Genomic DNA, 21,811 nt, shown 5'->3' on the forward strand with positions numbered 1-21,811 from the left:
GGTCTCACGATTGCGGCTGATCAATACGCGCTCAGCAGATCCACCTTGGCATTCGCCGCCACCAGCCGCCGCGCCAGGATGGCGGCGAGGTTGCGCATGATCTTCAGCGCGGTTTCCGGGTGCAGGCGGCGGTAATCCGCAAAGCTGTCCAGCGGCAATTCGAGACAAATGACGGGTGTGTCCGCAACGACGTCGGCGCTGCGGCTCCGCTCCAGGATCGCCATCTCGCCGAACTCCATGCCGGGGCCGAGAGAAGCGAGCCGGACGCCGCTCGGCAGCTTCACGCTGACCATCCCGCTTTGGAGAAAGAACAGCGAATTGGCGGGCTCGCCAGTCGCGATGATGCGCTGGCCGGCCGTGTAATGCCGGGTGCTCGATAGCTTGACGATCGCAGCGATCTCGTCCGAGGCGAGCTCGCCAAGCAGCGCCTGCTCGCCGAGATGCGCGCTCTCCTTCAAGTCGGTGAAGCCGCCGAAGCGGTAGATCACCTGGTCTTCGGCCCATTCGATGGCATCGTCGAGCAGGGCGAAGCGGCGCAGCCGGCGCGGCTCGGCCGTGCGCGCGGCGATCGCCGCCCAGACCACGGAGGACTGCTCGAAGCCGGACAGGATGGCAGTGACCCCGCCATTGCCGAGCGCGGTCAGCTTCTCGCCGAGCAGCTCCGCACCAGCCGCGGTGATATCAGGAACGCGGCGGAAATCGATGATCAGCAACGGCGCGCTCGGCGGCTCGCTGCTAAGCCGCCGGGTGACGTAGTCGATGGTGCCGAAATTCATCGCGCCGACAAGCTCGAGCACGCGGATGTCGCTGTGACGCTCGTCGAGGATCTGCTGCTCGTGCGGCTGACGGCTGCGGCGCGAGGAAATACCGTAGATGTCGTAATCCGCCATGATGCTGGTGCGGACATCGGCGTTGCGGTTGAGCATGTGCAGGTCGAACCGCGCCGAGAGCGCTTCGCACACTTTCAGGCCACGCACACTGTTGAAATGATTGTCGAGCAACGGCGAGAAGGTGCCGAGCCCGAGTTGCGAGGGCAGCGCCGCGACGATACCGCCGCCGACGCCGCTCTTGGCGGGGATGCCGACCCGATAGGTCCACTCGCCGGCGTAGTCGTACATGCCCGAGCTCGTCATCACCGACAGCGTGCGCGCGACGATATGGGGCGTGATCACCTGCACACCCGTCACCGGATTGATGCCTCGATTGGCGAGCGTTGCCGCCATGACCGCGAGGTCGCGCGCCGTCACCAGAATGGCGCATTGACGGAAATAGACGTCGAGCACGGCGTCGACGTCATCCGGCAGCACCGCGTAATTCCGCAGCAGCCAGGCGATGGCCCGGTTGCGATTGCCGGTCGCCGTCTCGGAGGCATGAACGGCCTCGTCCACCGCAAGCTCGCGGCCGGCGTACTGACTGAGCTTGGCGCGGACGCGCTCGAAGGCACCCTTCCCGTCCACCTCGTAGATCAGGCCCGAGCAGGCGATCGCGCCGGCATTGACCATCGGGTTGAACGGACGGTTGTCATTGGTGAGCCGGATGGAGTTGAAGGCCTCGCCGCTCGGCTCGACGCCAATGGTGGCAGCGACGCGTGCTTCGCCCACCATCTCCAGCGCAAGCGCAAAGACGAACGCCTTCGACACCGACTGGATCGTGAATGGCACGTCGCTGTCGCCGACCTCGTAGACATGGCCGTCGATGGTCACGAGCGCGATGCCGAAATGGTCGGGGTTGGCGCGCCTCAGCTCGGGGATGTAGTCGGCGAGCTCACCGGAATGATCGACCCTGAATTCTTCGTGGCAATCGGTGAGAAAGCGCCGCAGCGGCGGCCGGGTAGGATACCCGGATGATCGGGGCGCCCCTGCTGTGCTGGGCAAATGGTCGGGCTGGGCGTCCACGGTTTCACACCTCGATTTGCCCGGAATCGAAGCAATTCGTGTGCCATGTATACCGGGTCGACGGTGTCGTGGTGCGGAGCGGTGCGCGCCTACGTGGCCTGATGGACGTCAGCGCGCATCCGCCGGCGCCCGCTGCTTGAGCAGGCGGGCGCAGACGAAGCCCAGCACCACCATGATCAAGGCGCTCGCGAACAGGGTCGGCATCTTGCCGGCATGCTGGAGCCCGAAGCCATAGGCGAGCGGCCCTACGGTCTGCCCCATGAAGAAGAAGAACGAATGCAGCGACAGCGCGGTGGCGCGCGCCTCGACCGAGAGCTCGCTGGCGAAGACCTGCAGGCAGCCATGGGCGATGTAGAAGCCCCATCCCATCACGATGAGGCTCAGGGCCTGCACTTCCCAGCGTGGGCCGAAGGCGACGGCAATGAGCTGCGAGGCCACCAGCGTCATGCCCGCGATCATCATGCCCTTCATGCCCAGCCGCGGCAGCAGGCGCGACACCGTCAGCGTGTAGAGCAGGCCGCCGACCGCAAAGCCCGCGATGACGATGCCGGCGATCGACAGCGAGGTCTGCCCGAGCTCGAACAGGAACGAGGCGATGTAGGGAAACAGGCCGAGCACGCAGCAGCCTTCGATGAACACGGCCGAGTAGCAGACATAGGCGTTGGGATTGGTGAAGATGGTGCGATAGCCGGCCTTCAGTGCCGACAGGCTCGTCTTCGGCGGATGCTTGACCTTGGCGCCGTGAAAGCCGGCAGCGACCGCGATCGAGGCGACGATCACGAGCGCACCAAGCACCGCGAGCACGCCGCGCCAGCCGAGGAAATCGCCGATCAGGCCGGAGGCCGAGGCGCCGAGCAGATTGCCGGTCATGGCGCCGGCGAGCGTACGGCTGATCGCGACCTGGCGCTTCTCGGGCCCGACGAGATCGCTGGTCAGGCTCAGCGCCACCGGAAACACGCCGCCGGAGCCGATGCCGGCGAGAACGCGCGTCGCAAACAGCACCGAGAACGAGGTCGAGAGCGCGCCCAGGATGTTGGCAAGGCCGAGCAATGCGAGACAGCCGATCATCAGCCGCGTCTTGCCGAACAGGTCGGCAGCGGCGCCGACGATCGGCTGGATAATCGAGAAGGTGAAGGCGAACACCGCGGCAAAGCCGGCGGCGGTCGCGATGCTGACGCCAAAATCCTCGGCGACATGCGGCAGCACCGGATCGAGCGCGCGCGCCGAAAGTGCTGCGGCGAAGCTGGCGCCTGATATGACGTAGAGCGCTGTCGGCAAGCCGTGATCGTGCGGCCCCGCCTCGCCGTGCTGCATCAGCGCGGGCCGGTTTCGACGGATTCTTTGGCGAGCGCGTCGAACGCCATCAATCTGGCGATCAGTCCCTCGAATTCGCGCAGCGGCACCATGTTGGGCCCGTCCGAGGGCGCCCGGTCCGGATCGGGATGGGTCTCGATGAAGACGCCGGCAACGCCAACCGCGACCGCCGCGCGTGCCAGCACCGGCACGAATTCGCGCTCACCGCCCGACGAGGTCCCCTTCCCGCCCGGCTGCTGCACCGAATGGGTGGCATCGAAAATGACGGGGGCGCCGGTGGTGCGCGCCAGGATCGGCAGCGCGCGCATGTCCGAGACCAGCGTGTTGTAGCCGAACGAGGCGCCGCGCTCTGTGACGAGCACGTTGGGGTTGTTCGCGCCGGTGATCTTAGTCACCACATTCGCCATGTCCCAGGGCGCCAGGAACTGTCCCTTCTTGACGTTGACGACCTTGCCGGTCGCGGCCGCAGCCAGCAGCAGATCAGTCTGCCGGCACAGGAAGGCCGGGATCTGCAAGACGTCCACAGCTTGCGCGACCTCGGCGCATTGCGTGGCCTCGTGCACGTCGGTCAGCACCGGCAGGTCGAGAGAGGATTGAATCTCTGCGAAGATCGGCAGCGACTGCGCAAGGCCCAGCCCGCGTGCGGCAGATGCGCTGGTGCGGTTGGCCTTGTCGAACGAGGTCTTGTAGACGAGGCCGATCTTCAGCCGCGCGGCGATCTCCTTCAGCGCGGAGGCGACCTCCAGCGCATGCTGGCGGCTTTCGAGCTGGCACGGTCCGGCGATGATCGAGATCGGCAGATCATTGCCGAACTTGACCGTGCCAATGGTGACGACCGGCGCCGCCGAATTCGAAGAGCTCAAGGCCAATATCCCCCGTTTCGCCGCGACCATAGCGGCGATGAGGGGCGGATCAACCCTATTCGGGCCAGGCTGTCAGAATATCAGGGTTGCGGCGGGGTCCCCCGCCGCGCCCTGCCGCCGGCAGCCGCTACTTGACTGACGAGAAGGCCGTCGGCGTCAGGAACTGGCTGACGATGTTGCCGACGATCTGCCCGTCGGCTTCGCTCTCGGCGCGCGCTTTCATCCAGTCCGGATCGGTCATGAACTTGCCCCACTTCGCCTCGCGCTCGGCCAGCGACTCCCACGCCAGGAAATAGGTGAGCTCCTGGTTGGATTCACCGATCAGCGTGGTGAAGAATCCGGCCTGGCGAATGCCGTGCTTTTCCCAGAGCTTCAGCGTCACATTCTCGAACCGCTTCAAGAGCGCCGGCAAGCGGCCGGGAACGCAGCGATAGACGCGCATTTCGTAGATCATCGAAGTTCAACTCCCTGCATTGTTGTTCTTGCGGCAGGGAGTTGTCGCAACAAACGGCGCGAACGTCAAAGGGAGAGAGTGCGCTACACCAGCCGCGACTGCACCATCGCGGCCTGAATGAAGGACGCGAACAGCGGATGCGGCTCGAAAGGCCGCGACTTCAGCTCGGGATGGAATTGGACGCCGATGAACCAGGGATGATCCTCGTACTCGACGATCTCCGGCAGCACGCCATCGGGCGACAGACCTGAGAATTTCAGGCCGTGCTGCTCGAGACGGTCCTTGTAGGCGGTGTTGACCTCGTAGCGGTGGCGATGGCGCTCGGAGATTTCGGTCGCACCGCCATAGACCTGCGAAACGCGGCTGCCGCGGTTCAATGCCGCGGGGTACGCGCCAAGCCGCATCGTGCCGCCGAGATCGCCGGCCTGCGAGCGCTTCTCGAGCTCGTTGCCGCGCAGCCATTCCGTCATCAGACCAACCAGGGGCTCCTTGGTCGGGCCGAACTCGGTCGAGTTGGCGTTCTCGATGCCGACGAGGTTTCGCGCAGCCTCGATCACCGCCATCTGCATGCCGAAGCAGATGCCGAAATACGGCACGTCGCGTTCGCGCGCGAACTGCGCCGCCCTGATCTTGCCTTCTGCGCCGCGCTGGCCGAATCCGCCGGGCACGAGAATTCCGTTGACGTGCTCGAGGAACGGCGCTGGATCCTCCTTCTCAAAGATCTCGCTCTCGATCCAGTCGAGATTGACCTTGACCTTGTTGGCGATGCCGCCATGCGACAGCGCCTCGATCAGCGACTTATACGCATCCTTCATGCCGGTATATTTGCCGACGATGGCGATGGTGACGTTGCCTTCGGGATTGCGGACGCGTTCGTTGATTTGCTGCCAGCTCCGCAGCTCCGGCGGAATCCGCGAGCCGATGCCGAAAGCGGCGAGCACTTCGTCGTCGAGGCCCGCATTGTGATAGGCCTCGGGCACGGCGTAGATGTTGTCGACGTCGCGCGCCTCGATCACGGCGCTTTCGCGCACGTTGCAGAACAGCCCGAGCTTGCGGCGCTCTTCCTTCGGAATCTCGCGGTCGGTGCGGCAGAGCAGGATGTCCGGCTGGATGCCGATCGAACGCAGCTCCTTCACCGAATGCTGCGTCGGCTTGGTCTTGAGCTCGCCGGCGCTCGGAATGTACGGCAGCAGCGTGAGGTGGATGTAGACAGCGTGATCGCGCGGCAGCTCGTTCTTGAGCTGGCGGATCGCCTCGAAGAACGGCAGGCCCTCGATGTCGCCGACGGTGCCGCCGATCTCGACCAGCACGAAATCGTAGTCGTCATTGCCGTCGAGGACGAATTCCTTGATGGCGTTGGTGACATGCGGAACCACCTGGATGGTCGCGCCGAGATAATCGCCGCGGCGTTCCTTGGAGATGATGTCCTGGTAGATGCGCCCGGTGGTGATGTTGTCGGCCTTGGTCGCGGGACGGCCGGTGAAACGCTCGTAGTGACCGAGATCGAGATCGGTCTCCGCGCCGTCATCGGTCACGAACACTTCGCCGTGCTGATACGGCGACATCGTTCCGGGATCGAGGTTGAGATAGGGGTCGAGCTTGCGGAGGCGGACCTTGTAGCCCCGGGCCTGCAACAGCGCACCGAGTGCCGCCGAAGCCAAACCCTTGCCGAGCGAAGAAACCACGCCGCCGGTGATGAATATGTACCGCGCCATGGGACTTAACCTCTAATCCCTCGAATTCGATTCGCCAAAGCGATTCGTATTCCGCCCCAAAGATTTTGCGGGCCTGTGGGTGATCCAGAACTGATAGTGGTGACAGGGCCTTGATGGGGGTTGTTGATGCAGGACGGTAGAAGCCGCCCTGCATGGCCCCCCTGCTTTATTGCGAGCGCGGTACCTGCGGGCCGGATGGCGCCTGGTTCTGCTGCTGCTCGTCGGCCTTCTTCAGCGAATCCAGGATGCCGCCCGACGTCGGCGGTGCGATCGGCGACCCACCGGCCGGCTGGGTCTGCCCGGGCTGGCTGATGATCGACGACGGCTTGCGATCATAGCCGGCGTACCAGGACAGGAACAGGCTGGTGAGGAAGAAGCCGACGGCCAAGACCGCGGTCGTCCGCGTCAAGAGATTCGCGGTGCCACGGCTCGACATGAAGCCCGCGCCGCCGCCCATGCCGAGGCCGCCGCCTTCCGACTTCTGGAGCAGGACGGCGCCGATCATGACGGCGACGATCATGAGGTGGATGACGATGACAACGGTATGCATAGTGTCCTTCCGTCACAAGCGGGCGGCGCCTGACGGCGGCCGATCGCGCTTCGCGGGTTTTCCTGAAGTTGCGCGGTGTTACACGATCGGAGGGGCTATTGCCACCCCCGATCGGGCCCAGGCCAACGGTTTCAATGAGCTAGGGACAGCCTTTGGCAATCGCAAGGAAGTCGGCCGCTTTCAGGCTGGCGCCGCCGACCAGCGCGCCGTTGACGTTTTTCACCGCCATCAGTTCGGCCGCGTTCGAGGGCTTGACCGAGCCGCCGTAAAGGATGCGCATCCTGGCGCCGTCGGCCTTGAACCGCGAGGTCAGGAATTCCCGGATAAACCCATGAATTTGCTCGACATCCTGGGCCGTGGGGGTCAGGCCGGTGCCGATCGCCCAGACCGGCTCATAGGCGACGATCAGATTGGCTGCGGTCGAGCCTTCCGGCAGTGAGCCATCGAGCTGGCCTCGCAGAATGTCCAGGGTCTGCCCGGCATCGCGCTGGCCTTGCGTCTCGCCGATACAGACGATTGCCGTCGCCCCGGCGCGCCAGGCCGCCTCGGCCTTCTGCCGCACCAGCGCGTCACCCTCGCCGTGGTCGGCGCGGCGCTCGGAATGGCCGACGATGATGGCGGTGGCACCCGCGTCCACCAGCATCTCGGCGGCCACGTCGCCGGTATGGGCGCCGGAGGCCTTGGGGTGGCAGTCCTGAGCCCCCACCGCCACCTTCTTGCCGCGCGCCTTGTCGGCGAAGGCCGCGATCAGGGTTGCAGGTGGACAGACCAGCAGGTCGGCCTTGGCGGCCACGTCTGCCGCGCCGTTGAGCATGGCGTCGAATTCGGCAGCCTGGGCTTTCAGGCCGTTCATTTTCCAGTTGCCGGCGATCAGCGGTCGGATGGCGTCGGTCATGTCATTTTCCAGCAGAATGAGGTTTGCGCTTGCGCTAGCAGAGCTGTCGCGGCAGTTCCAGACCTAGGGGCTTTTAACCGCAGCGCCGAAGCGCCGCCTGAGGCGAGGTTGCGGGGGGAAAGCCGCCACTTTATGATGATCTATCAATTTGGTGACGCGCTTTTGCGGAATCTGCATTAAAGACGCGCTCCCGTTTCCCTCCTGACCAAACAAGTTGGACCAAATGCTTCGAGGAATACGCAAAGCCTCATCAAACTGGCTCGGCAAGACCATTATGGCCGTGGTGATGGGCGTGTTGATCGTCAGTTTCGGCATTTGGGGCATCGCCGACATTTTCAAGGGCTTCGGGCAGTCAACGGTGGCCAAGGTCGGCAGCACCGAGATTTCGCTCAACGAGTTCCGCCAGATCTACACGGACCGCCTGCAACAGATCAGCCGCCAGTTCGGCCGCCCGCTGACGCCGGATCAGGCGCGTGCCTTCGGCCTCGACCGCCAGGTGCTCCAGCAGACGATTGCCGAAGCCGCCCTCGACGAAGAGGCGCGCCGGCTTGGGCTCGGCCAGTCCGACGAACAGATCCGCCAGTTCATCATGAACGATCCCAACTTCAAGGGCGTCGGCGGCAGCTTCGATGCGAACCGCTTCCAGGCCATGATCCGCAACTTCGGTTACACCGAACAACGCTACGTCGCCGAGCAGCGCAAGGTGTCGCTGCGCCGGCAGATCACCGGCACGATCGGCGCCGGCATCGAGCCCCCGAAAACCATGCTCGACGCCCTGACGCGCTTCCAGAACGAGCAGCGCGCCATCGAGTTCGTCAAGCTCGATGCCGCGCAGGCAGGCACTATCGACGCGCCCTCGCCCGAGACGCTCGCCACCTATTTCGAGGATCACAAGGTCCAGTTCCGCGCGCCCGAATACCGCAAGATCGCCTTCGTCGTGGTCTCGCCGGAGGAGATCGGCAAGTGGACCGAGGTGTCGGACGAGGACGCCAGGAAAATGTTCGACCAGCGCAAGGACCGGCTCGGCACGCCGGAGAAGCGCCAGATCCAGCAGATCGTGTTTCCGAACGTCGCCGACGCGCAGGCCGCACGCGAGCGGCTCGTCGGCGGGATGTCGTTCGAGGATCTCGGCAAGGAGCGCGGGCTGAGCGCCTCCGACGTCGACCTCGGGCTCGTGACCAAGTCTTCGCTCGCGCCCGCCGTCGGTGACGCCGCCTTCGCGCTTCCTGCCGGCGAGATCAGCCAGCCGATCCAGAGCGGCCTTGGCGTTGCGATCGTCAAGGTCGACAAGATCGAGCCGGGCAAGGAGGCGGACTACGCCAGCCTTGCCGGCGACATCAAGCGCGAGATCGCCACCGAGCGCGCGCGCGTCAAGGTCGCCGATCTCCGCGACAAGATGGAAGACGAGCGCGGCGGCGGCTCCAGCGTGATCGACGCGGCGCAGAAGCTCGGGCTCACGGCCGTGACCATCGAGGCCGTCGACCGTTCCGGCCGTGCTCCGAACGGCCAGCCGGTCGCCAATATCCCGCAAGGCCTCGACGTGGTGTCGCAGGCCTTCAACACGGATGTCGGCGTCGACAACGACTCGATCTCGTATAAGGGCGGCTATGTCTGGTACGACGTGCTCGCCATCACGCCCTCGCGCGACCGCAATCTCGACGAGGTCCGCGACCAGGTCGAAGCGCGCTGGCGTCAGGACCAGATTGCCACCAAGCTGAAGGCCAAGGCGACCGAGATGGTGCAGAAGCTCGAAGCCGGCGGCAAGCTCGCCGATGAGGCCGCCGCGATCGGCGTCAAGGTCGAGACCGCGAGCGGCTTCAAGCGTGACGACTCGCCTGCCGGCGTGCCCGGTACTGTCGTCGCGGCCGCCTTCCGAACCGCCAAGGACGGCGTCGGCCAGACGGCAGTGGACGGCGGCAGCGAAGTGATCGTCTTCCGCGTCACCGACGTCGTCGAGCCCGCGATCGACGCAACCTCCGACGCGGTCAAGAAGCTCAAGGAGACCCTCGACCGCGCGCTGACCGAGGAGCAGGTCGCGTCCTACGTCAACAAGCTTGAAACCGACATCGGGACCACCATTAATCAGGCCGCCTTCGCGCAAGTGACCGGCGCGAACCAGTGAGTTGAAAGCACGCGATGGACGACCTGAAATCGATCATTGGAAAAGTGGCGACCGGCGCCAGCCTGTCGCGTGACGAAGCAGCTTCCGCCTTCGATGCCATGATGTCCGGCGAGGCGACGCCTTCGCAGATGGGCGGCCTGTTGATGGCGCTCAGGGTGCGCGGCGAGACCGTGGACGAGATCACCGGCGCCGTTGCGGCGATGCGCTCGAAGATGCTGACGGTGACGGCACCGCCCGACGCCGTCGATATCGTCGGCACCGGCGGCGATGGCTCCGGCTCGGTCAACGTCTCGACCTGCGCCTCCTTCATCGTCTCGGGCGCCGGCATGCCGGTCGCCAAGCACGGCAACCGCGCGCTGTCGTCGCGCTCGGGCGCCGCCGACGTGCTGGCCTCGCTCGGGGTCAAGATCGACCTCAGGCCGGAGCAGGTCGGGCACTGCGTACGCGAATGCGGCATCGGCTTCATGTTTGCCCCCGCCCACCATCCCGCCATGAAGAACGTCGGCCCGACCCGGGTCGAGCTTGCGACGCGCACGATCTTCAATCTGCTCGGCCCGCTCTCGAATCCCGCCGGGGTCAAGCGCCAGATGGTCGGCGTATTCTCCAGGCAGTGGGTGCAGCCGCTGGCGCAGGTGCTCAAGAACCTCGGCTCCGAATCCGCCTGGGTGGTGCATGGCTCCGACGGCCTCGACGAGATCACCCTGACCGGTCCGACCTTCGTCTCCGCGCTCAACAATGGTGAGATCCGGAATTTCGAGGTGACGCCGGAGGAAGCGGGCCTGTCGCGCTGCGACGCCGGCGCGCTCAAGGGGGGCGATGCCGATGCCAACGCGATCGCGCTGCAAAGCGTGCTCGACGGCAAGCCGAGCCCCTACCGCGACGTCGCGCTGATGAACGCGGCCGCCGCGCTGGTCGTGGCCGGACGTGCCAAGGACCTCAAGGACGGCGTTGCGATCGGCGCGAAGTCGATCGACAGCGGCGCTGCGAACGCGAAGCTGAAACACTTGATTGCGGTCTCGAACGGCTGAGCCTGACATGTCGGACATCCTCACCAAGATCGAGGCGTACAAGCGCGAGGAGATCGCCGCCGCCAAGCGCGCCCAGCCGCTCTCCGTCGTCGAGGCAAAGGCCAGGGCGCAAGCCGCCCCGCGCGGCTTCGTCCGCGCGATCAAGGCGAAGCACGCCCAGGGCGACTACGCGCTGATTGCCGAGATCAAAAAAGCCTCGCCCTCGAAGGGGCTGATCCGCGCCGATTTCGACCCGCCAGAGCTTGCCAAAGCCTATGAGGCAGGCGGCGCCGCCTGCCTTTCGGTCCTGACCGACACGCCCTCGTTCCAGGGCCATCTCGACTTCATGGTGGCGGCTCGCGCGGCGACGTCGCTCCCCGTGCTGCGCAAGGATTTCATGTTCGACACCTATCAGGTGGCGGAGGCTCGCGCGCATGGTGCCGACTGCATCCTGATCATCATGGCCGCGCTCGACGATGCCACCGCGAAAGACCTCGAAGATGCCGCCCTTGCCCATGGCATGGATGTGCTGATCGAGATCCACGACCGCGCCGAGCTCGACCGGGCGCTGAAGCTGCAATCGCCGATGATCGGCGTCAACAACCGCAATTTACGCACCTTCGAGACCACGCTTGCGACCAGCGAGGCGCTGGCGCCCTTGATCCCCGGGGACCGGCTGATGGTCGGCGAGAGCGGCATTTTCACGCCCGCCGATCTCGCCAGGCTCGAGCGCGTCGGCATGTCGACCTTCCTGGTCGGCGAGAGCCTGATGCGGCAGGCCGACGTCACGGCGGCGACCCGCACGTTGCTCGCGCGTGAGACCACGGCGCGCGCAACGGGCACGCGCTGACATGGCGCGCAAGGTTTCCACGACCAAGCGGTCCAAGACAAAGACCAGCCCTGCCCTCACCCATATCGGCGCCTCCGGCGAGGCGCGGATGGTGGACGTATCAGACAAGCCCGCGACCGAACGGCTTGCTGTCGCGCAAGGCCGCGTCATCATGACCAAGGCGACGCTCGATCTGATCGTGTCCGGCAACGCCAAAAAGGGCGACGTGCTCGGCACCGCCCGCATCGCCGGGATCATGGCCGCCAAGCGCACCTCCGAGCTGATCCCGCTCTGCCATCCGCTCGCGCTATCCAAGGTCACCGTCGACATCGAACCCGACGCGAACCTGCCCGGTTGCGTTGTCCGCGCCAGCGTGAAAGTGACCGGCCCCACCGGCGTCGAGATGGAAGCGCTTACCGCGGTCTCGGTCGCCTGCCTCACCATCTACGACATGATCAAGGCGGTGGAGCGCGGCGTGCGCATCGAGGGCATCCATCTCGTCGAGAAGCTCGGCGGCAAGTCGGGCCACTACCGCGCGTGATCGCGCCGCTACTTCAGCGACGTGCTGATCGAGCCGAACTTCAGCTTAAGCGTCGAGCCGAGATTGTTGACCACGGCGATGATCGCGAGCGCGATGCCGGCGGCGATCAGGCCATATTCGATCGCGGTCGCTCCGGATTCGTCGGCAATGAAGTTCTTCAAGACGCTTTTCATGGATCAACTCCTCACTGTGTCGCTTGCACACATATTCGCAAATCACGTGCCAAAGTCGACTTGAGGATCGCCAACGACTTAGATGGTTAAACTTTGATTGATCGCGGCATGGTCGGCAGGAATTGACCGGCATCGCGGGAGCTTGCGGCAATTCCTGCACGTCTTGCATCCCGCACATCGATTGCTTTTGTCCGCGACCATTCACGTCGCGTTAACCGCGCTTCCTAACTCCGCTTCCATACCGTTCCCGTAAACCAACGGATGTTTTGGGAATCAAGAATTGATCCTGGCGTGTGCACGGCAATGAACCAGCATGATGACGAGATTCGGCAGTCGCCTCTTTGACCAGGCCTTCGTGCGCAGCGGACCGATCCGCTGGCTGGTGGTGGGCGGTACGCTGCTGATCGCGGCGATCGCCGTCGGCGCGACGCTCATGGCGCAGAATTTCCGCGAACGTGCGCTGCGCAACTCCGGCCGCGAGCTTGAGAACACCGTGCTGATGCTCGCCCATCATTTCGACCAGCAATTGCAGGATTTCGCCGTCATCCAGAAGGATTTCGTCGACCACGTCCGCACGACGGGCATCAACAATGCCGAGGATTATCGCAAGCGCTTCTCGGGGCAAGACGTCCACCGGATGCTGCGCTCGAAGATCGAGGCGCTGCCTTACATGGGCGGCGTCAACGTCATCGATGCCGAAGGCAATCTGATCAACTCGTCGACGGCATGGCCCGCCCCGAAGGTGAATGTTGCCGACCGCGCCTATTTCCGCACCTTCAAATACGATCCCTACGCGCCCGACGTGTTGATCGAGCCGCTGCACAGCCGCGTCTCCGGCGCCTGGACCATCCTGATCGTCCGCAGGATCGTGGGCTCGAACGGCGAGTTCCTGGGCGTGGTCGGGCGCGGCATCGAGCCGGCCAATTTCGAGAAGTTCTTCGCCTCCGTCGCGCTCGGCGAAGGCGCGACGATCTCGATGCTGCATCGAGACGGCACGCTGCTCGCCCGCTATCCCCATGCCAGCGAGATGATGGGACGAAATTTCAAGACCGGCTCGTTCGAGCAGCAGAGGATTTTCGGGCTCGATCACTTCGCCGGCCACTTCGTGAGCCCCGTCGACGGCGAAGACCGGCTGATCTCATCGCGCGCCCTGCCCCATTTCCCGATCCTGATGATGGCCACCACGACCCGCGCGGCGGCTCTGACTGACTGGCGTGAGCAGATCGGCATCCTGATCTCGGTCGCGGCCTCGTCGGCGCTCGCCATCGCGGGCGTGCTGATCGCGATCGTTCGCAAGTTGCTGGAGCAGCACCGCCTCTCGCGGGAACGGCTGACGCTGGAAAAGCAGCGTCTCGACCGCGCCGTCAACAACATGACGCAGGGCCTTTTGCTGTTCGACGCCGAGCGGCGTCTCGTGATCTGCAACCAGCGCTACATCGAGATGTACGGCCTGTCGGCCGAGACGGTGAAGCCCGGTTGCAGCTTCCACGACATCATCGCCCATCGCAAGGCGACCGGCTCCTTCGCCGGCGAGGTCGATCAGTATGTCGCGCGCGTGCTGCGCGACGTCAACGTGCGCAATTCCATGGTCATCGACACTTCCGACGGCCGCTCGATCCAGATCGTCAACGAACCACTGGCGGATGGCGGCTGGGTAGCGACGCATGAGGACATCACCGAACGCCGCCGGATCGAGGAGCGTATCACCCACCTCGCCCATTACGACGCGCTGACCGACCTGCCCAACCGCATCATGTTCCACGAGCATTTGCGCGACGAGCTGGCCGCCCTCGCCGAGGGCGAAGAAATCGCCGTGCACTACATCGACATCGACGAGTTCAAGGGCGTCAACGACGCGCTTGGCCATCTCGTCGGTGACGAGCTGTTGAAATCGGTCGCGCAGAGCCTGCGTCGCTGCGCCGGCCCGGAGGACTTCGTGGCCCGGCTCGGCGGCGACGAATTTGCCATCGTGCAAAGCGCAGTGACCTCGCCGGACCAGATCACCGATCTCGTCGCACGGGTTTTCCATGCCATCCGCACCCCCTTCGACTGCATGGGCCACCATCTCACCGCGGACGCCAGCATCGGCATTGCGCTCGCGCCGGAACATGGCAGCGCGCTCGACCAGATCCTCAAGAACGCCGACATGGCCATGTACGCGGCCAAGGCGGCGGGCCGCCGCACCTATCGCTTCTTCGAGCCGGAGATGGACGCCAAGATCCGCGAGCGGCGGCAGCTCGAGATCGACCTGCGCCACGCCATCGCCCAAGGGGGACTCGATGGCGGCCTCGAGGTCTATTATCAGCCCTGCCTCAGCCTCAGGGACGACCGCATTACCGGCTGCGAAGCGCTGGTGCGCTGGCGCCATCCCGAGCGCGGCATGGTCTCGCCGGCCGAATTCATCCCGATCGCCGAGGACACCGGCCTGATCAACGAGATCGGCGAATGGGTGCTGGCGACCGCGTGCCGGGACGCGGCGAGCTGGCCCGACGACATCCGCCTCGCCGTCAACGTCTCGCCCGTGCAGTTCAAAAGCGGCACGCTGGCGCTGAAGATCATGGCGGCGCTCGCCACCTCCAATTTGCCGGCAAGCCGGCTCGAGCTCGAGATCACCGAGGCCGTGCTGATCCGCGACGACGACACCGCGCTCGCGATCCTGCACCAGCTTCGCGCCATCGGCGTGCGCATCGCGCTCGACGATTTCGGCACGGGCTATTCCTCGCTGAGCTATTTGCACCGGTTCCCCTTCGATAAGATCAAGATCGACCGCTGCTTCGTCGACGACATCGCCGGCCCCGACGGCTCCGCCAGCATCGTCCAGGCCGTCGTCAACCTCGCGACCGCCCGCCGCATGACCACCACGGCCGAGGGCGTCGAGACCGAAGAGCAGCAGCGGCTGCTTCGAACGCTCGGCTGCTCCGAGATGCAGGGCTATCTGTTCAGCGCCGCGAAACCGGCCGACAAGGTGCTGGGGCTGTTCGCGCTGCACCGCAGCCGTCTTGCCCAGCGCGAAGGCAGCGAGAGCCGCCGACGCGAAGCGGGTTAGAGCCTGGACAAGCTCCCGCCAGCTTGACGAAAACGACTGACGCGGATACTTCCAGGCATGCAGCGGCCGAAACGGCGCTGCCGTAGGCGTTACCGTCATCCAACGCGTCCTTTGTCGAGAGGATCCCAGCTGGGAGATCTCGATTCACGAGACGCCACGGTCATGCCGCCACTTTCCCTGTTTTCGGACACCCATCGATTCAAGACGCCTGTTCGGCACGGCTCGCGCGTGCCCAAATGCTGGTCGTCTTCCGGATCATTCGCTCCCCGGGATTCCCGGATTGCCGTGGCCTTCACCTCCATCGAAAGGCAACGACCATGAAGATGACCGGCAACACGATCCTCCTTACCGGCGGCACCAGCGGCATCGGCCGCGCACTCGCCGAGGCCTTCCACGACCGCGGCAATCGCGTCATCGTCACGGGCCGGCGGCAGGCCCTGCTCGATCAGATCACGACCGAACGGCCGGGCCTGATCGGCCTGCCGCTCGACTTCGACGATCCCGCATCGCTGCCGCGCCTGTCGGCGGATGTACGCGCGCGCTTCCCCGAGCTCAACGTGCTCATTGCCAATGCCGGCATCTCGCGGCCCGAAGACATCTGCGCGGACGGCTGGGATGCTTCCGACGCAGAGGCGATCGTGGCGACCAATATCGTGGGCGCGCTTCGCGCGACGGCGGCATTTCTGCCGGTCCTGAGGCGGCAACCGAACGCGACGATCGTCGCGACCAGCTCGAATCTCGCCTTCGTGCCGCGCGCTGATTTCCCGACTTATTGCGCCAGCAAGGCGTTCCTGCACTCCTGGCTGCAGTCGCTGCGGCACCAGCTCCGCAAGATCCCGGTCGAGGTGCTCGAGCTCGCGCCGCCCTACGTGCAGACCGAGCTCACCGGCGCGCAGCAGGCAAGCGACGCGCGCGCCATGCCGCTTGCTGCCTACGTCGCGGAGGTCATGCAATTGCTGGAGCTGCGGGTTCATCCCCGCGATGAAGTGCTGGTGGAGCGCGACCGCGCCCGCCGCTGGGCCGAGCGCGACGGCCGCTACGAGGCGACCTTTGCGGCCATGAACCCGAGCTGAGCCGGCGTCCAAAACGACATCGCCCGGGAGTGGCATCCACGCCCGGGCGATCAGTGATCAAAAGTCGAAAGACCTAATTCGGCACCGCCGCCTTCGGCGCGGGCTTGGCTGCGACCGCATTGGCGGTCACGCCGTGCAGGAAGTCGAAAGCCGCATGCAGGGCCTTGTCGTCTTCCTCCTTCGGTGGGACGTAGGACTGCGATCCGGTCTGCTCGGTGCCGTCAGCGGCCGACAAATGCCCGCGCATCTGGGACTCCGCCATGGTGTCCATCCGGCCCTTCAGCTCCGGCGGCACGTCCTGGAGGATCTCGATGTCGGGCGCAATGCCCTGAGCCTGGATCGAGCGGCCCGACGGCGTGTAGTAGCGCGCCGTGGTCAGCGCCAGCGCACCATTGCCGGTACCGAGCGGAATGATGGTTTGCACCGAGCCCTTGCCGAACGAGCGCGTGCCGATCAGCGTCGCGCGCTTGTGGTCGTGCAGCGCGCCGGCGACGATCTCCGAGGCGGAGGCCGAGCCGCCATTGACCAGCACCACCAGCGGCTTGCCCTTGGTGAGGTCGCCCCCATGCGCGGTGAAACGCTGGGTCTCTTCCGGATTGCGGCCGCGGGTCGAGACGACCTCGCCTCGCTGCAGGAATGCGCTCGACACCGACACGGCCTGGTCGAGCAGGCCGCCCGGATTGTTGCGCAGGTCCATCACATAGCCCGCAAGCTTCTCCGGCGGGATCTCCTTGGAGATCGACGCGATCGCCTTTTTCAGCCCGTCGGTGGTCTGCTCGTTGAACGAGGTGACGCGGATATAGCCGATATCGCCGTTTTTGACCTGGAAGCGCACCGGCCGCACATGGATGATCTCGCGCGTGATCGCGACGTCGATCGGTGCGTCGGCCCCCTTGCGCACGATGGTGAGCTTGGTCTTGGTGTCGACCGGGCCCTTCATCTTGTTGACGGCCTGCTCGAGCGTCATGCCCTGCACGGCCTCGCCGTCGATCTTGCTGATGAGGTCGCCGGACATGATGCCGGCCTTCGAGGCGGGTGTGTCGTCGATCGGCGAGACGACCTTGACGAGGCCGTCCTCCATCGTGACCTCGATGCCAAGCCCGCCGAACTCGCCGGAGGTAGTCTCCTGCATCTCGGTCCAGGCCTTGTCGTTCATGTAGCGCGAATGCGGGTCGAGCGAGGTCACCATGCCCGTGATCGCGCCTTCGATCAGCTTGGCATTGTCGGGCTTCTCGACATAGCTCGCCTTCACGCGCTCGAACACTGCGCCGAACAAATTGAGCTGGGAATAGGCGTCGTTCGCGTTCGCTGCCGCCCTTGCCGCCCATACGCCGCCGTGGGGACTGGCTACCAGAAGGGTCAGACACGCTCCCGTGAGCGCGCCCAGGGGGAACAGCAGGGTTTTCCGCATGGATGAGGTAGCCTTTTTGCTGGGGGCTGTGGCGCCATGCAAATGGCGATCCAGTCCGCTTCTCACAATACCATTCTGGTTTCTTCAAGGCCGGCGTGCCACGCCGGCGGACACACCGAAGAAATCCCTTCGCCTTGGCCTAAACTTTTGGCAACGTTCCGAGACCGCTTCAGCAGGGCGGACGACGATCGGCCGCCCACGCCTCGCAGGTATGCGATTTTAGGATGGTTTTGCAGGGCCGGACGCGATAGGCGATGGCAACAAGACTTCAAATTCTCGGGAGGACAACAATGAACGACGCGCCCCGCATCCGGCCGGAAAGGAACGTCGAACTCGGCGCCAGCAACGAGCCGTTCCAGAACCTGCACGAATTCGTCCGGAAGGCGCGTGCCAACCTCAACCAGAATGCCTGGGACTACATCGTCGGTGCCGCCGAGACCGAGACCACCATGCGCCGCAACCGCATGGCCCTGGACGAGATCGCCTTCCGCCCGCGCGTGCTGCGGGACGTTCGCAAGGTCGACGGCTCCGTCGAGCAGTTCGGCCGCAGGATGCGTTTGCCGGTGGTGCTCGCCCCCGTCGGCGCGCTGGAGATCTTCGACCCCGATGGCGCGGCAAGCGTGGCACGCGCCGCCGGCACCTTCGGTGCGGCCCACATGCTGAGCTCGGTGTCCGATCCCGGTCTGGAGAAGACTGCGGAGGCTGCGCCCGACGCGCTACGGCTCTATCAGCTCTATGTCCGCGGCGACGACGCCTTCGTCGCGGACGTCGTCAGCCGGAGCGAGAAGAACGGCTATGCCGCGTTCTGCCTGACGGTCGACACCGCCCATTACAGCCGTCGTGAGCGCGACATCGCCAAGCGCTATGTTCGCGAGAGCCGCCTGCGCGCAACCGGCGGCGACTACCAGAAGGGCCTGGAATGGCGGACGGTGAAGATGATCAAGGACACGTTCAAGACCCCGCTGATCCTCAAGGGCATCGCCACCGCCGAGGACGCACGGATCGCGATCGATCACGGTGTCGAGTGGATCTACGTCTCCAACCATGGCGGCCGCCAGCTCGATCATGGCCGCGGCGCCATGCATGTGCTGCCTGAAATCGTCGAAGCCGTGAAAGGTCGCGCCAGGATCATGGTCGATGGCGGCATCTGCCGCGGCACCGACATCGTCAAGGCCATTGCGGCGGGCGCCGACCTCGTCGGTATCGGCCGGCTGCAATGCTGGGCACTGGCGGCGGCCGGCGAAGCCGGCGTGTTGCGGATGCTGGAACTGCTGGAGGACGAAGTGTTGCGCTGCCTCGGCCTGTTGGGTACCACCTCGTTCGCCGAGGTCGACAAGTCCTGCCTGCACCAGGCGACCGCGACGAATGCGCCAAGCGTGTTCAGTGCGTTCCCGCTGTTCGACCACGACCCCTATCGATACTGAAGTGAAAAGGACGCAATGACCGCACTCTCTCCCGGCAGCGCTGATGCGCTCCTGTTCGATCTCGGGCGCGTGGTGCTCGACATCGATTTCTCCAAGGCGATCGCCTGCTGGGCGGGACATGCCGGCTGCCAGCCGGAGGCCATCGTCGCGCGCTATGTGCGTGACGAGGCCTACCGGCTGCACGAGGTCGGCAAGATCAGCGACGAGGATTATTTCCAGTCGTTGCGCACCTCGCTTGGAATCGGCATTTCGGATGCGCAGTTTCTGGAGGGATGGAACGCGATCTTCGCCGGCGAGATGCCTGATATCGCCGAGCTGTTGCCGCGCGCGGCCAAGCAGATGCCGATCTACGCGTTCTCCAACACCAACCGGCCGCATATCGACTATTTCTCGAAGGAATATGCCGGCGTGCTCGGACATTTCCGCGAGCTTTATTTGTCGTCCAGCATCGGCCTACGCAAACCGGATGCGGAGGCGTTCGACCACGTCGTGACGGCGATCGGTGTGCCCGCCAGCCGAATCGTATTCTTCGACGACCTTGCCGAGAACGTCGAAGGGGCGCGGGCACGCGGCCTCACCGCCGTGCACGTCACCTCGCCCGGCGATGTCGGGAACGCGTTGAGGGCGCTGGGCGTCTGACCGCCAGGCGGGCTGGTTCGGGGGCGCCGGAACTAAATTTACGGGTGGCGAGGAACCGAATTCCTCTGTGCATTTTTATACAAAGTTCCGGGAACGAATGGCTGCGTCAGGACTCATGAGTCCGTTGGGACTTCTACATCGGACTGATCGACGTGCTGGGCAAAACCTATCTGACGAAGCAAGCCTCTCTCCTGCTCGAGTTTGCAAGAACCACCTCGGACTCTGAGCTGTCCGCCAAGCTGATCAGCAAGGCGGCCGACTTGAAATCCCAGGCCGACCCGATGCCCGACAAGGATCAAGGCCCAAAAGCTCCTGATGTCGCGCTGGACGGCGGCCCGGACCGCCCCAGCGGGAGTTGACCGATGCTGGCCGTGGCGCTCGTCCTCCTCGTCCTCGCCATGGCTATCCTCTTGCCGGTCTGTCTCGCCTTTCGGATCATGCCGCGGCGGATCTGAGCCGCCGTTCTGAACGAAAATATCGATAGGCGGGACGAATTATCCTGCGTCGCCGCTTTTTGCCTCTGCGCCCGCACTCGGCTAGAACTCTCGCTGCCGATTGCCCGAGCGGCCCAGCAGGAGATTTCACTTTTGGCCCTGATGCCGGTTTCCGACGCGCTTGCCGCGGTGCTGGCGGGTGCAGAGCCGCTGCCTGACGAGACGGTCGCGCTCGATGCAGCCTTCCACCGCGTGCTCGCCCGCGACGTGGCGGCACTGCGCACGCAGCCGCCGGAGGCGATGTCCGCGATGGATGGCTACGCGGTGCGCGCGGCCGATGCGGCGACGATTGATTCTCAGCTGACGGTCATTGGCGAGGTCGCGGCCGGCCGGCCATTCGCCGAGACGGTCGGCTCCGGCGAAGCGGTACGGATCTTCACCGGCGGCGTGATCCCCAATGGCGCGGACGCCGTCGTGATCCAGGAGGATACCGTTGCCGACGGCAGGCGCGTCACGATCAAGGAAGCCGCGGCTGCCGGGCGGCACATCCGTCCCGCAGGCGTCGACTTCTCCGAAGGGGATGTGCTACTGCGCAAGGGAGTTCGCCTCACCGAGCGCGATCTCGCTCTCGCCGCCGCCATGAATTACCCGCAGCTTGGCGTCTGCCGCCGCCCCAAGGTCGCGATCCTCGCCACCGGCGACGAGCTTGTGATGCCGGGCTCCACGCCCGGCCACGGCCAGATCGTCTATTCCAACGGCTATGCCCTACACGCGCTCGCGCGCAGCGAGGGTGCCGAGACCATCGACCTCGGCATTGCCGCCGATACGCTGCAATCCACCGCCGCCGGCATCCGCCGGGCCCGCGAGAGCGGCGCCGACGTCCTGATCACCACCGGCGGAGCCTCGGTCGGCGACCACGATCTGGTCCAGCGGGCGCTCCGGGACGAAGGCATCTCGATGGCGTTCTGGAAGATCGCGATGCGCCCGGGCAAGCCGATGATGCATGGGCGGTTGGGCGCGATGCGGGTGATCGGCCTGCCCGGCAATCCGGTATCATCCTATGTGTGCGCCTTCCTGTTCATGGTGCCGCTGATTCGTGCCTTGTCGGGCCGGTCCGTGATTCATCACCGCCACGAGCGCGCCGTGCTCGGCCGCGACGTGGGCGCAAACGACATGCGCGCGGATTACCTTCGCGCGCGTCTGGAAGAGCGCGACGACGGCACGCTCGTTGCGCTCCCCCTCCATCTTCAGGATTCCTCCCTGCTTGCGAATCTTGCTGCGGCACAGGCACTTCTCGTGCGCATGCCGTTCGCGCCCAAAGCCGAGGCCGGTACGCCTTGCGAGGTGCTGCGCCTGCCCGCCTGAACGGTCCCGCCACACGCATTCCGCGAACTTCGTCGCGTTCACGGTAAATTAAGCAGTTGCG

General features: G+C 65.2%; 19 protein-coding genes. 10 read left to right on the top strand and 9 right to left on the bottom strand.

The window, feature by feature from the left end; all coding sequences use genetic code 11:
• Positions 1-20: 20 nt before the first annotated feature.
• The 7 genes from glsA to tpiA form a co-directional block, all read right to left on the bottom strand.
• Positions 21-1,895, bottom strand: a complete 1,875-nt coding sequence (gene glsA, locus HAP40_RS21195; protein ID WP_166815949.1) for a glutaminase A — start codon at positions 1,893-1,895, stop codon at positions 21-23.
• A 108-nt stretch (positions 1,896-2,003) separates the two neighbouring features.
• Complete coding sequence (locus HAP40_RS21200; protein ID WP_166815947.1) at positions 2,004-3,209, bottom strand: MFS transporter; 1,206 nt, start codon at positions 3,207-3,209, stop codon at positions 2,004-2,006.
• Positions 3,209-4,072: a 3-deoxy-8-phosphooctulonate synthase gene (kdsA, locus tag HAP40_RS21205; protein WP_166815945.1), complete on the bottom strand. Its 864-nt coding sequence runs from the start codon at positions 4,070-4,072 to the stop codon at positions 3,209-3,211. The genes HAP40_RS21200 and kdsA overlap by 1 nt, the downstream gene beginning before the upstream one ends.
• 127 nt (positions 4,073-4,199) lie before the next feature.
• A complete protein-coding gene (locus HAP40_RS21210) occupies positions 4,200-4,526 on the bottom strand; it encodes an NIPSNAP family protein (RefSeq protein ID WP_166815943.1) in 327 nt (108 codons plus the stop codon).
• A gap of 83 nt (positions 4,527-4,609) precedes the next feature.
• Positions 4,610-6,241 (bottom strand): CTP synthase, encoded by a 1,632-nt coding sequence (locus HAP40_RS21215; RefSeq protein WP_166815941.1) that lies wholly within the window; start codon positions 6,239-6,241, stop codon positions 4,610-4,612.
• Positions 6,242-6,407: 166 nt separating this feature from the next.
• Positions 6,408-6,791: a preprotein translocase subunit SecG gene (gene secG / locus HAP40_RS21220; protein ID WP_166815939.1), complete on the bottom strand. Its 384-nt coding sequence runs from the start codon at positions 6,789-6,791 to the stop codon at positions 6,408-6,410.
• A gap of 139 nt (positions 6,792-6,930) precedes the next feature.
• Positions 6,931-7,686 (bottom strand): triose-phosphate isomerase, encoded by a 756-nt coding sequence (gene tpiA, locus HAP40_RS21225; protein WP_166815937.1) that lies wholly within the window; start codon positions 7,684-7,686, stop codon positions 6,931-6,933.
• A 223-nt stretch (positions 7,687-7,909) separates the two neighbouring features.
• Between tpiA and HAP40_RS21230 the strand changes: the two genes are divergently transcribed.
• Genes HAP40_RS21230 through moaC form a run of 4 tightly spaced genes read left to right on the top strand, consistent with a single transcriptional unit; the run spans position 7,910 to position 12,185 of the window.
• Entirely contained in the window at positions 7,910-9,808 is a 1,899-nt protein-coding gene (locus HAP40_RS21230; RefSeq protein ID WP_166815934.1) for a SurA N-terminal domain-containing protein, read from the top strand.
• A 14-nt stretch (positions 9,809-9,822) separates the two neighbouring features.
• Positions 9,823-10,836 (top strand): anthranilate phosphoribosyltransferase, encoded by a 1,014-nt coding sequence (gene trpD / locus HAP40_RS21235; protein WP_166815932.1) that lies wholly within the window; start codon positions 9,823-9,825, stop codon positions 10,834-10,836.
• Positions 10,837-10,843: 7 nt separating this feature from the next.
• The gene (gene trpC / locus HAP40_RS21240) at positions 10,844-11,665 is read left to right on the top strand and encodes an indole-3-glycerol phosphate synthase TrpC (protein ID WP_166815930.1); all 822 of its coding nucleotides are present in this window, start codon (positions 10,844-10,846) and stop codon (positions 11,663-11,665) included.
• 1 nt (position 11,666) lies between these two features.
• Positions 11,667-12,185: a cyclic pyranopterin monophosphate synthase MoaC gene (moaC, locus tag HAP40_RS21245; RefSeq protein WP_166815928.1), complete on the top strand. Its 519-nt coding sequence runs from the start codon at positions 11,667-11,669 to the stop codon at positions 12,183-12,185.
• A gap of 8 nt (positions 12,186-12,193) precedes the next feature.
• Here the strand turns inward: moaC and HAP40_RS21250 are convergent, their stop codons facing one another.
• Positions 12,194-12,358, bottom strand: a complete 165-nt coding sequence (locus HAP40_RS21250) for a Flp family type IVb pilin (protein ID WP_166815926.1) — start codon at positions 12,356-12,358, stop codon at positions 12,194-12,196.
• Between the two features lie 313 nt (positions 12,359-12,671).
• Here HAP40_RS21250 and HAP40_RS21255 point away from each other — a divergent pair, with 313 nt between their 5' ends.
• Together HAP40_RS21255 and HAP40_RS21260 are read left to right on the top strand one after the other, a co-directional pair.
• Positions 12,672-15,404 (top strand): bifunctional diguanylate cyclase/phosphodiesterase, encoded by a 2,733-nt coding sequence (locus HAP40_RS21255; RefSeq protein ID WP_166815924.1) that lies wholly within the window; start codon positions 12,672-12,674, stop codon positions 15,402-15,404.
• A 317-nt stretch (positions 15,405-15,721) separates the two neighbouring features.
• Positions 15,722-16,477: an SDR family oxidoreductase gene (locus HAP40_RS21260; protein WP_166815922.1), complete on the top strand. Its 756-nt coding sequence runs from the start codon at positions 15,722-15,724 to the stop codon at positions 16,475-16,477.
• A gap of 73 nt (positions 16,478-16,550) precedes the next feature.
• Here HAP40_RS21260 and HAP40_RS21265 read toward each other — a convergent pair whose 3' ends face one another.
• Positions 16,551-17,888, bottom strand: coding sequence for a S41 family peptidase (locus HAP40_RS21265; protein WP_166815920.1), 1,338 nt, complete (start codon positions 17,886-17,888; stop codon positions 16,551-16,553).
• A 290-nt stretch (positions 17,889-18,178) separates the two neighbouring features.
• Here HAP40_RS21265 and HAP40_RS21270 point away from each other — a divergent pair, with 290 nt between their 5' ends.
• The 4 genes from HAP40_RS21270 (at position 18,179) to glp (ending at position 21,750) form a co-directional block, all read left to right on the top strand.
• Positions 18,179-19,312, top strand: a complete 1,134-nt coding sequence (locus tag HAP40_RS21270) for an alpha-hydroxy acid oxidase (protein ID WP_166815918.1) — start codon at positions 18,179-18,181, stop codon at positions 19,310-19,312.
• 15 nt (positions 19,313-19,327) lie between these two features.
• Positions 19,328-19,951, top strand: coding sequence for an HAD family hydrolase (locus tag HAP40_RS21275; RefSeq protein WP_166815916.1), 624 nt, complete (start codon positions 19,328-19,330; stop codon positions 19,949-19,951).
• A 152-nt stretch (positions 19,952-20,103) separates the two neighbouring features.
• Positions 20,104-20,310 carry a hypothetical protein gene (locus HAP40_RS21280; protein ID WP_166815915.1) on the top strand — a complete coding sequence of 69 codons (207 nt, stop codon included), beginning with the start codon at positions 20,104-20,106 and terminating at the stop codon, positions 20,308-20,310.
• A gap of 228 nt (positions 20,311-20,538) precedes the next feature.
• Positions 20,539-21,750, top strand: a complete 1,212-nt coding sequence (glp, locus tag HAP40_RS21285) for a gephyrin-like molybdotransferase Glp (protein WP_166815913.1) — start codon at positions 20,539-20,541, stop codon at positions 21,748-21,750.
• The last annotated feature ends 61 nt before the right edge of the window (positions 21,751-21,811 follow it).

It is taken from the genome of Bradyrhizobium sp. 1(2017), assembly GCF_011602485.2.
GTDB lineage: Bacteria > Pseudomonadota > Alphaproteobacteria > Rhizobiales > Xanthobacteraceae > Bradyrhizobium.

Bases quoted from the DNA above. Each gene is read 5' to 3' on its own strand.
- HAP40_RS21200 (WP_166815947.1), bottom strand. From the start codon at position 3,209: ATGCAGCACGGCGAGGCGGGGCCGCACGATCACGGCTTGCCGACAGCG.
- HAP40_RS21210 (WP_166815943.1), bottom strand. From the start codon at position 4,526: ATGATCTACGAAATGCGCGTCTATCGCTGCGTTCCCGGCCGCTTGCCG.
- HAP40_RS21215 (WP_166815941.1), bottom strand. From the start codon at position 6,241: ATGGCGCGGTACATATTCATCACCGGCGGCGTGGTTTCTTCGCTCGGC.
- secG (WP_166815939.1), bottom strand. From the start codon at position 6,791: ATGCATACCGTTGTCATCGTCATCCACCTCATGATCGTCGCCGTCATG.
- tpiA (WP_166815937.1), bottom strand. From the start codon at position 7,686: ATGACCGACGCCATCCGACCGCTGATCGCCGGCAACTGGAAAATGAAC.
- HAP40_RS21230 (WP_166815934.1), top strand. From the start codon at position 7,910: ATGCTTCGAGGAATACGCAAAGCCTCATCAAACTGGCTCGGCAAGACC.
- trpD (WP_166815932.1), top strand. From the start codon at position 9,823: ATGGACGACCTGAAATCGATCATTGGAAAAGTGGCGACCGGCGCCAGC.
- trpC (WP_166815930.1), top strand. From the start codon at position 10,844: ATGTCGGACATCCTCACCAAGATCGAGGCGTACAAGCGCGAGGAGATC.
- moaC (WP_166815928.1), top strand. From the start codon at position 11,667: ATGGCGCGCAAGGTTTCCACGACCAAGCGGTCCAAGACAAAGACCAGC.
- HAP40_RS21250 (WP_166815926.1), bottom strand. From the start codon at position 12,358: ATGAAAAGCGTCTTGAAGAACTTCATTGCCGACGAATCCGGAGCGACC.
- HAP40_RS21255 (WP_166815924.1), top strand. From the start codon at position 12,672: ATGATGACGAGATTCGGCAGTCGCCTCTTTGACCAGGCCTTCGTGCGC.
- HAP40_RS21260 (WP_166815922.1), top strand. From the start codon at position 15,722: ATGAAGATGACCGGCAACACGATCCTCCTTACCGGCGGCACCAGCGGC.
- HAP40_RS21265 (WP_166815920.1), bottom strand. From the start codon at position 17,888: ATGCGGAAAACCCTGCTGTTCCCCCTGGGCGCGCTCACGGGAGCGTGT.
- HAP40_RS21270 (WP_166815918.1), top strand. From the start codon at position 18,179: ATGAACGACGCGCCCCGCATCCGGCCGGAAAGGAACGTCGAACTCGGC.
- HAP40_RS21275 (WP_166815916.1), top strand. From the start codon at position 19,328: ATGACCGCACTCTCTCCCGGCAGCGCTGATGCGCTCCTGTTCGATCTC.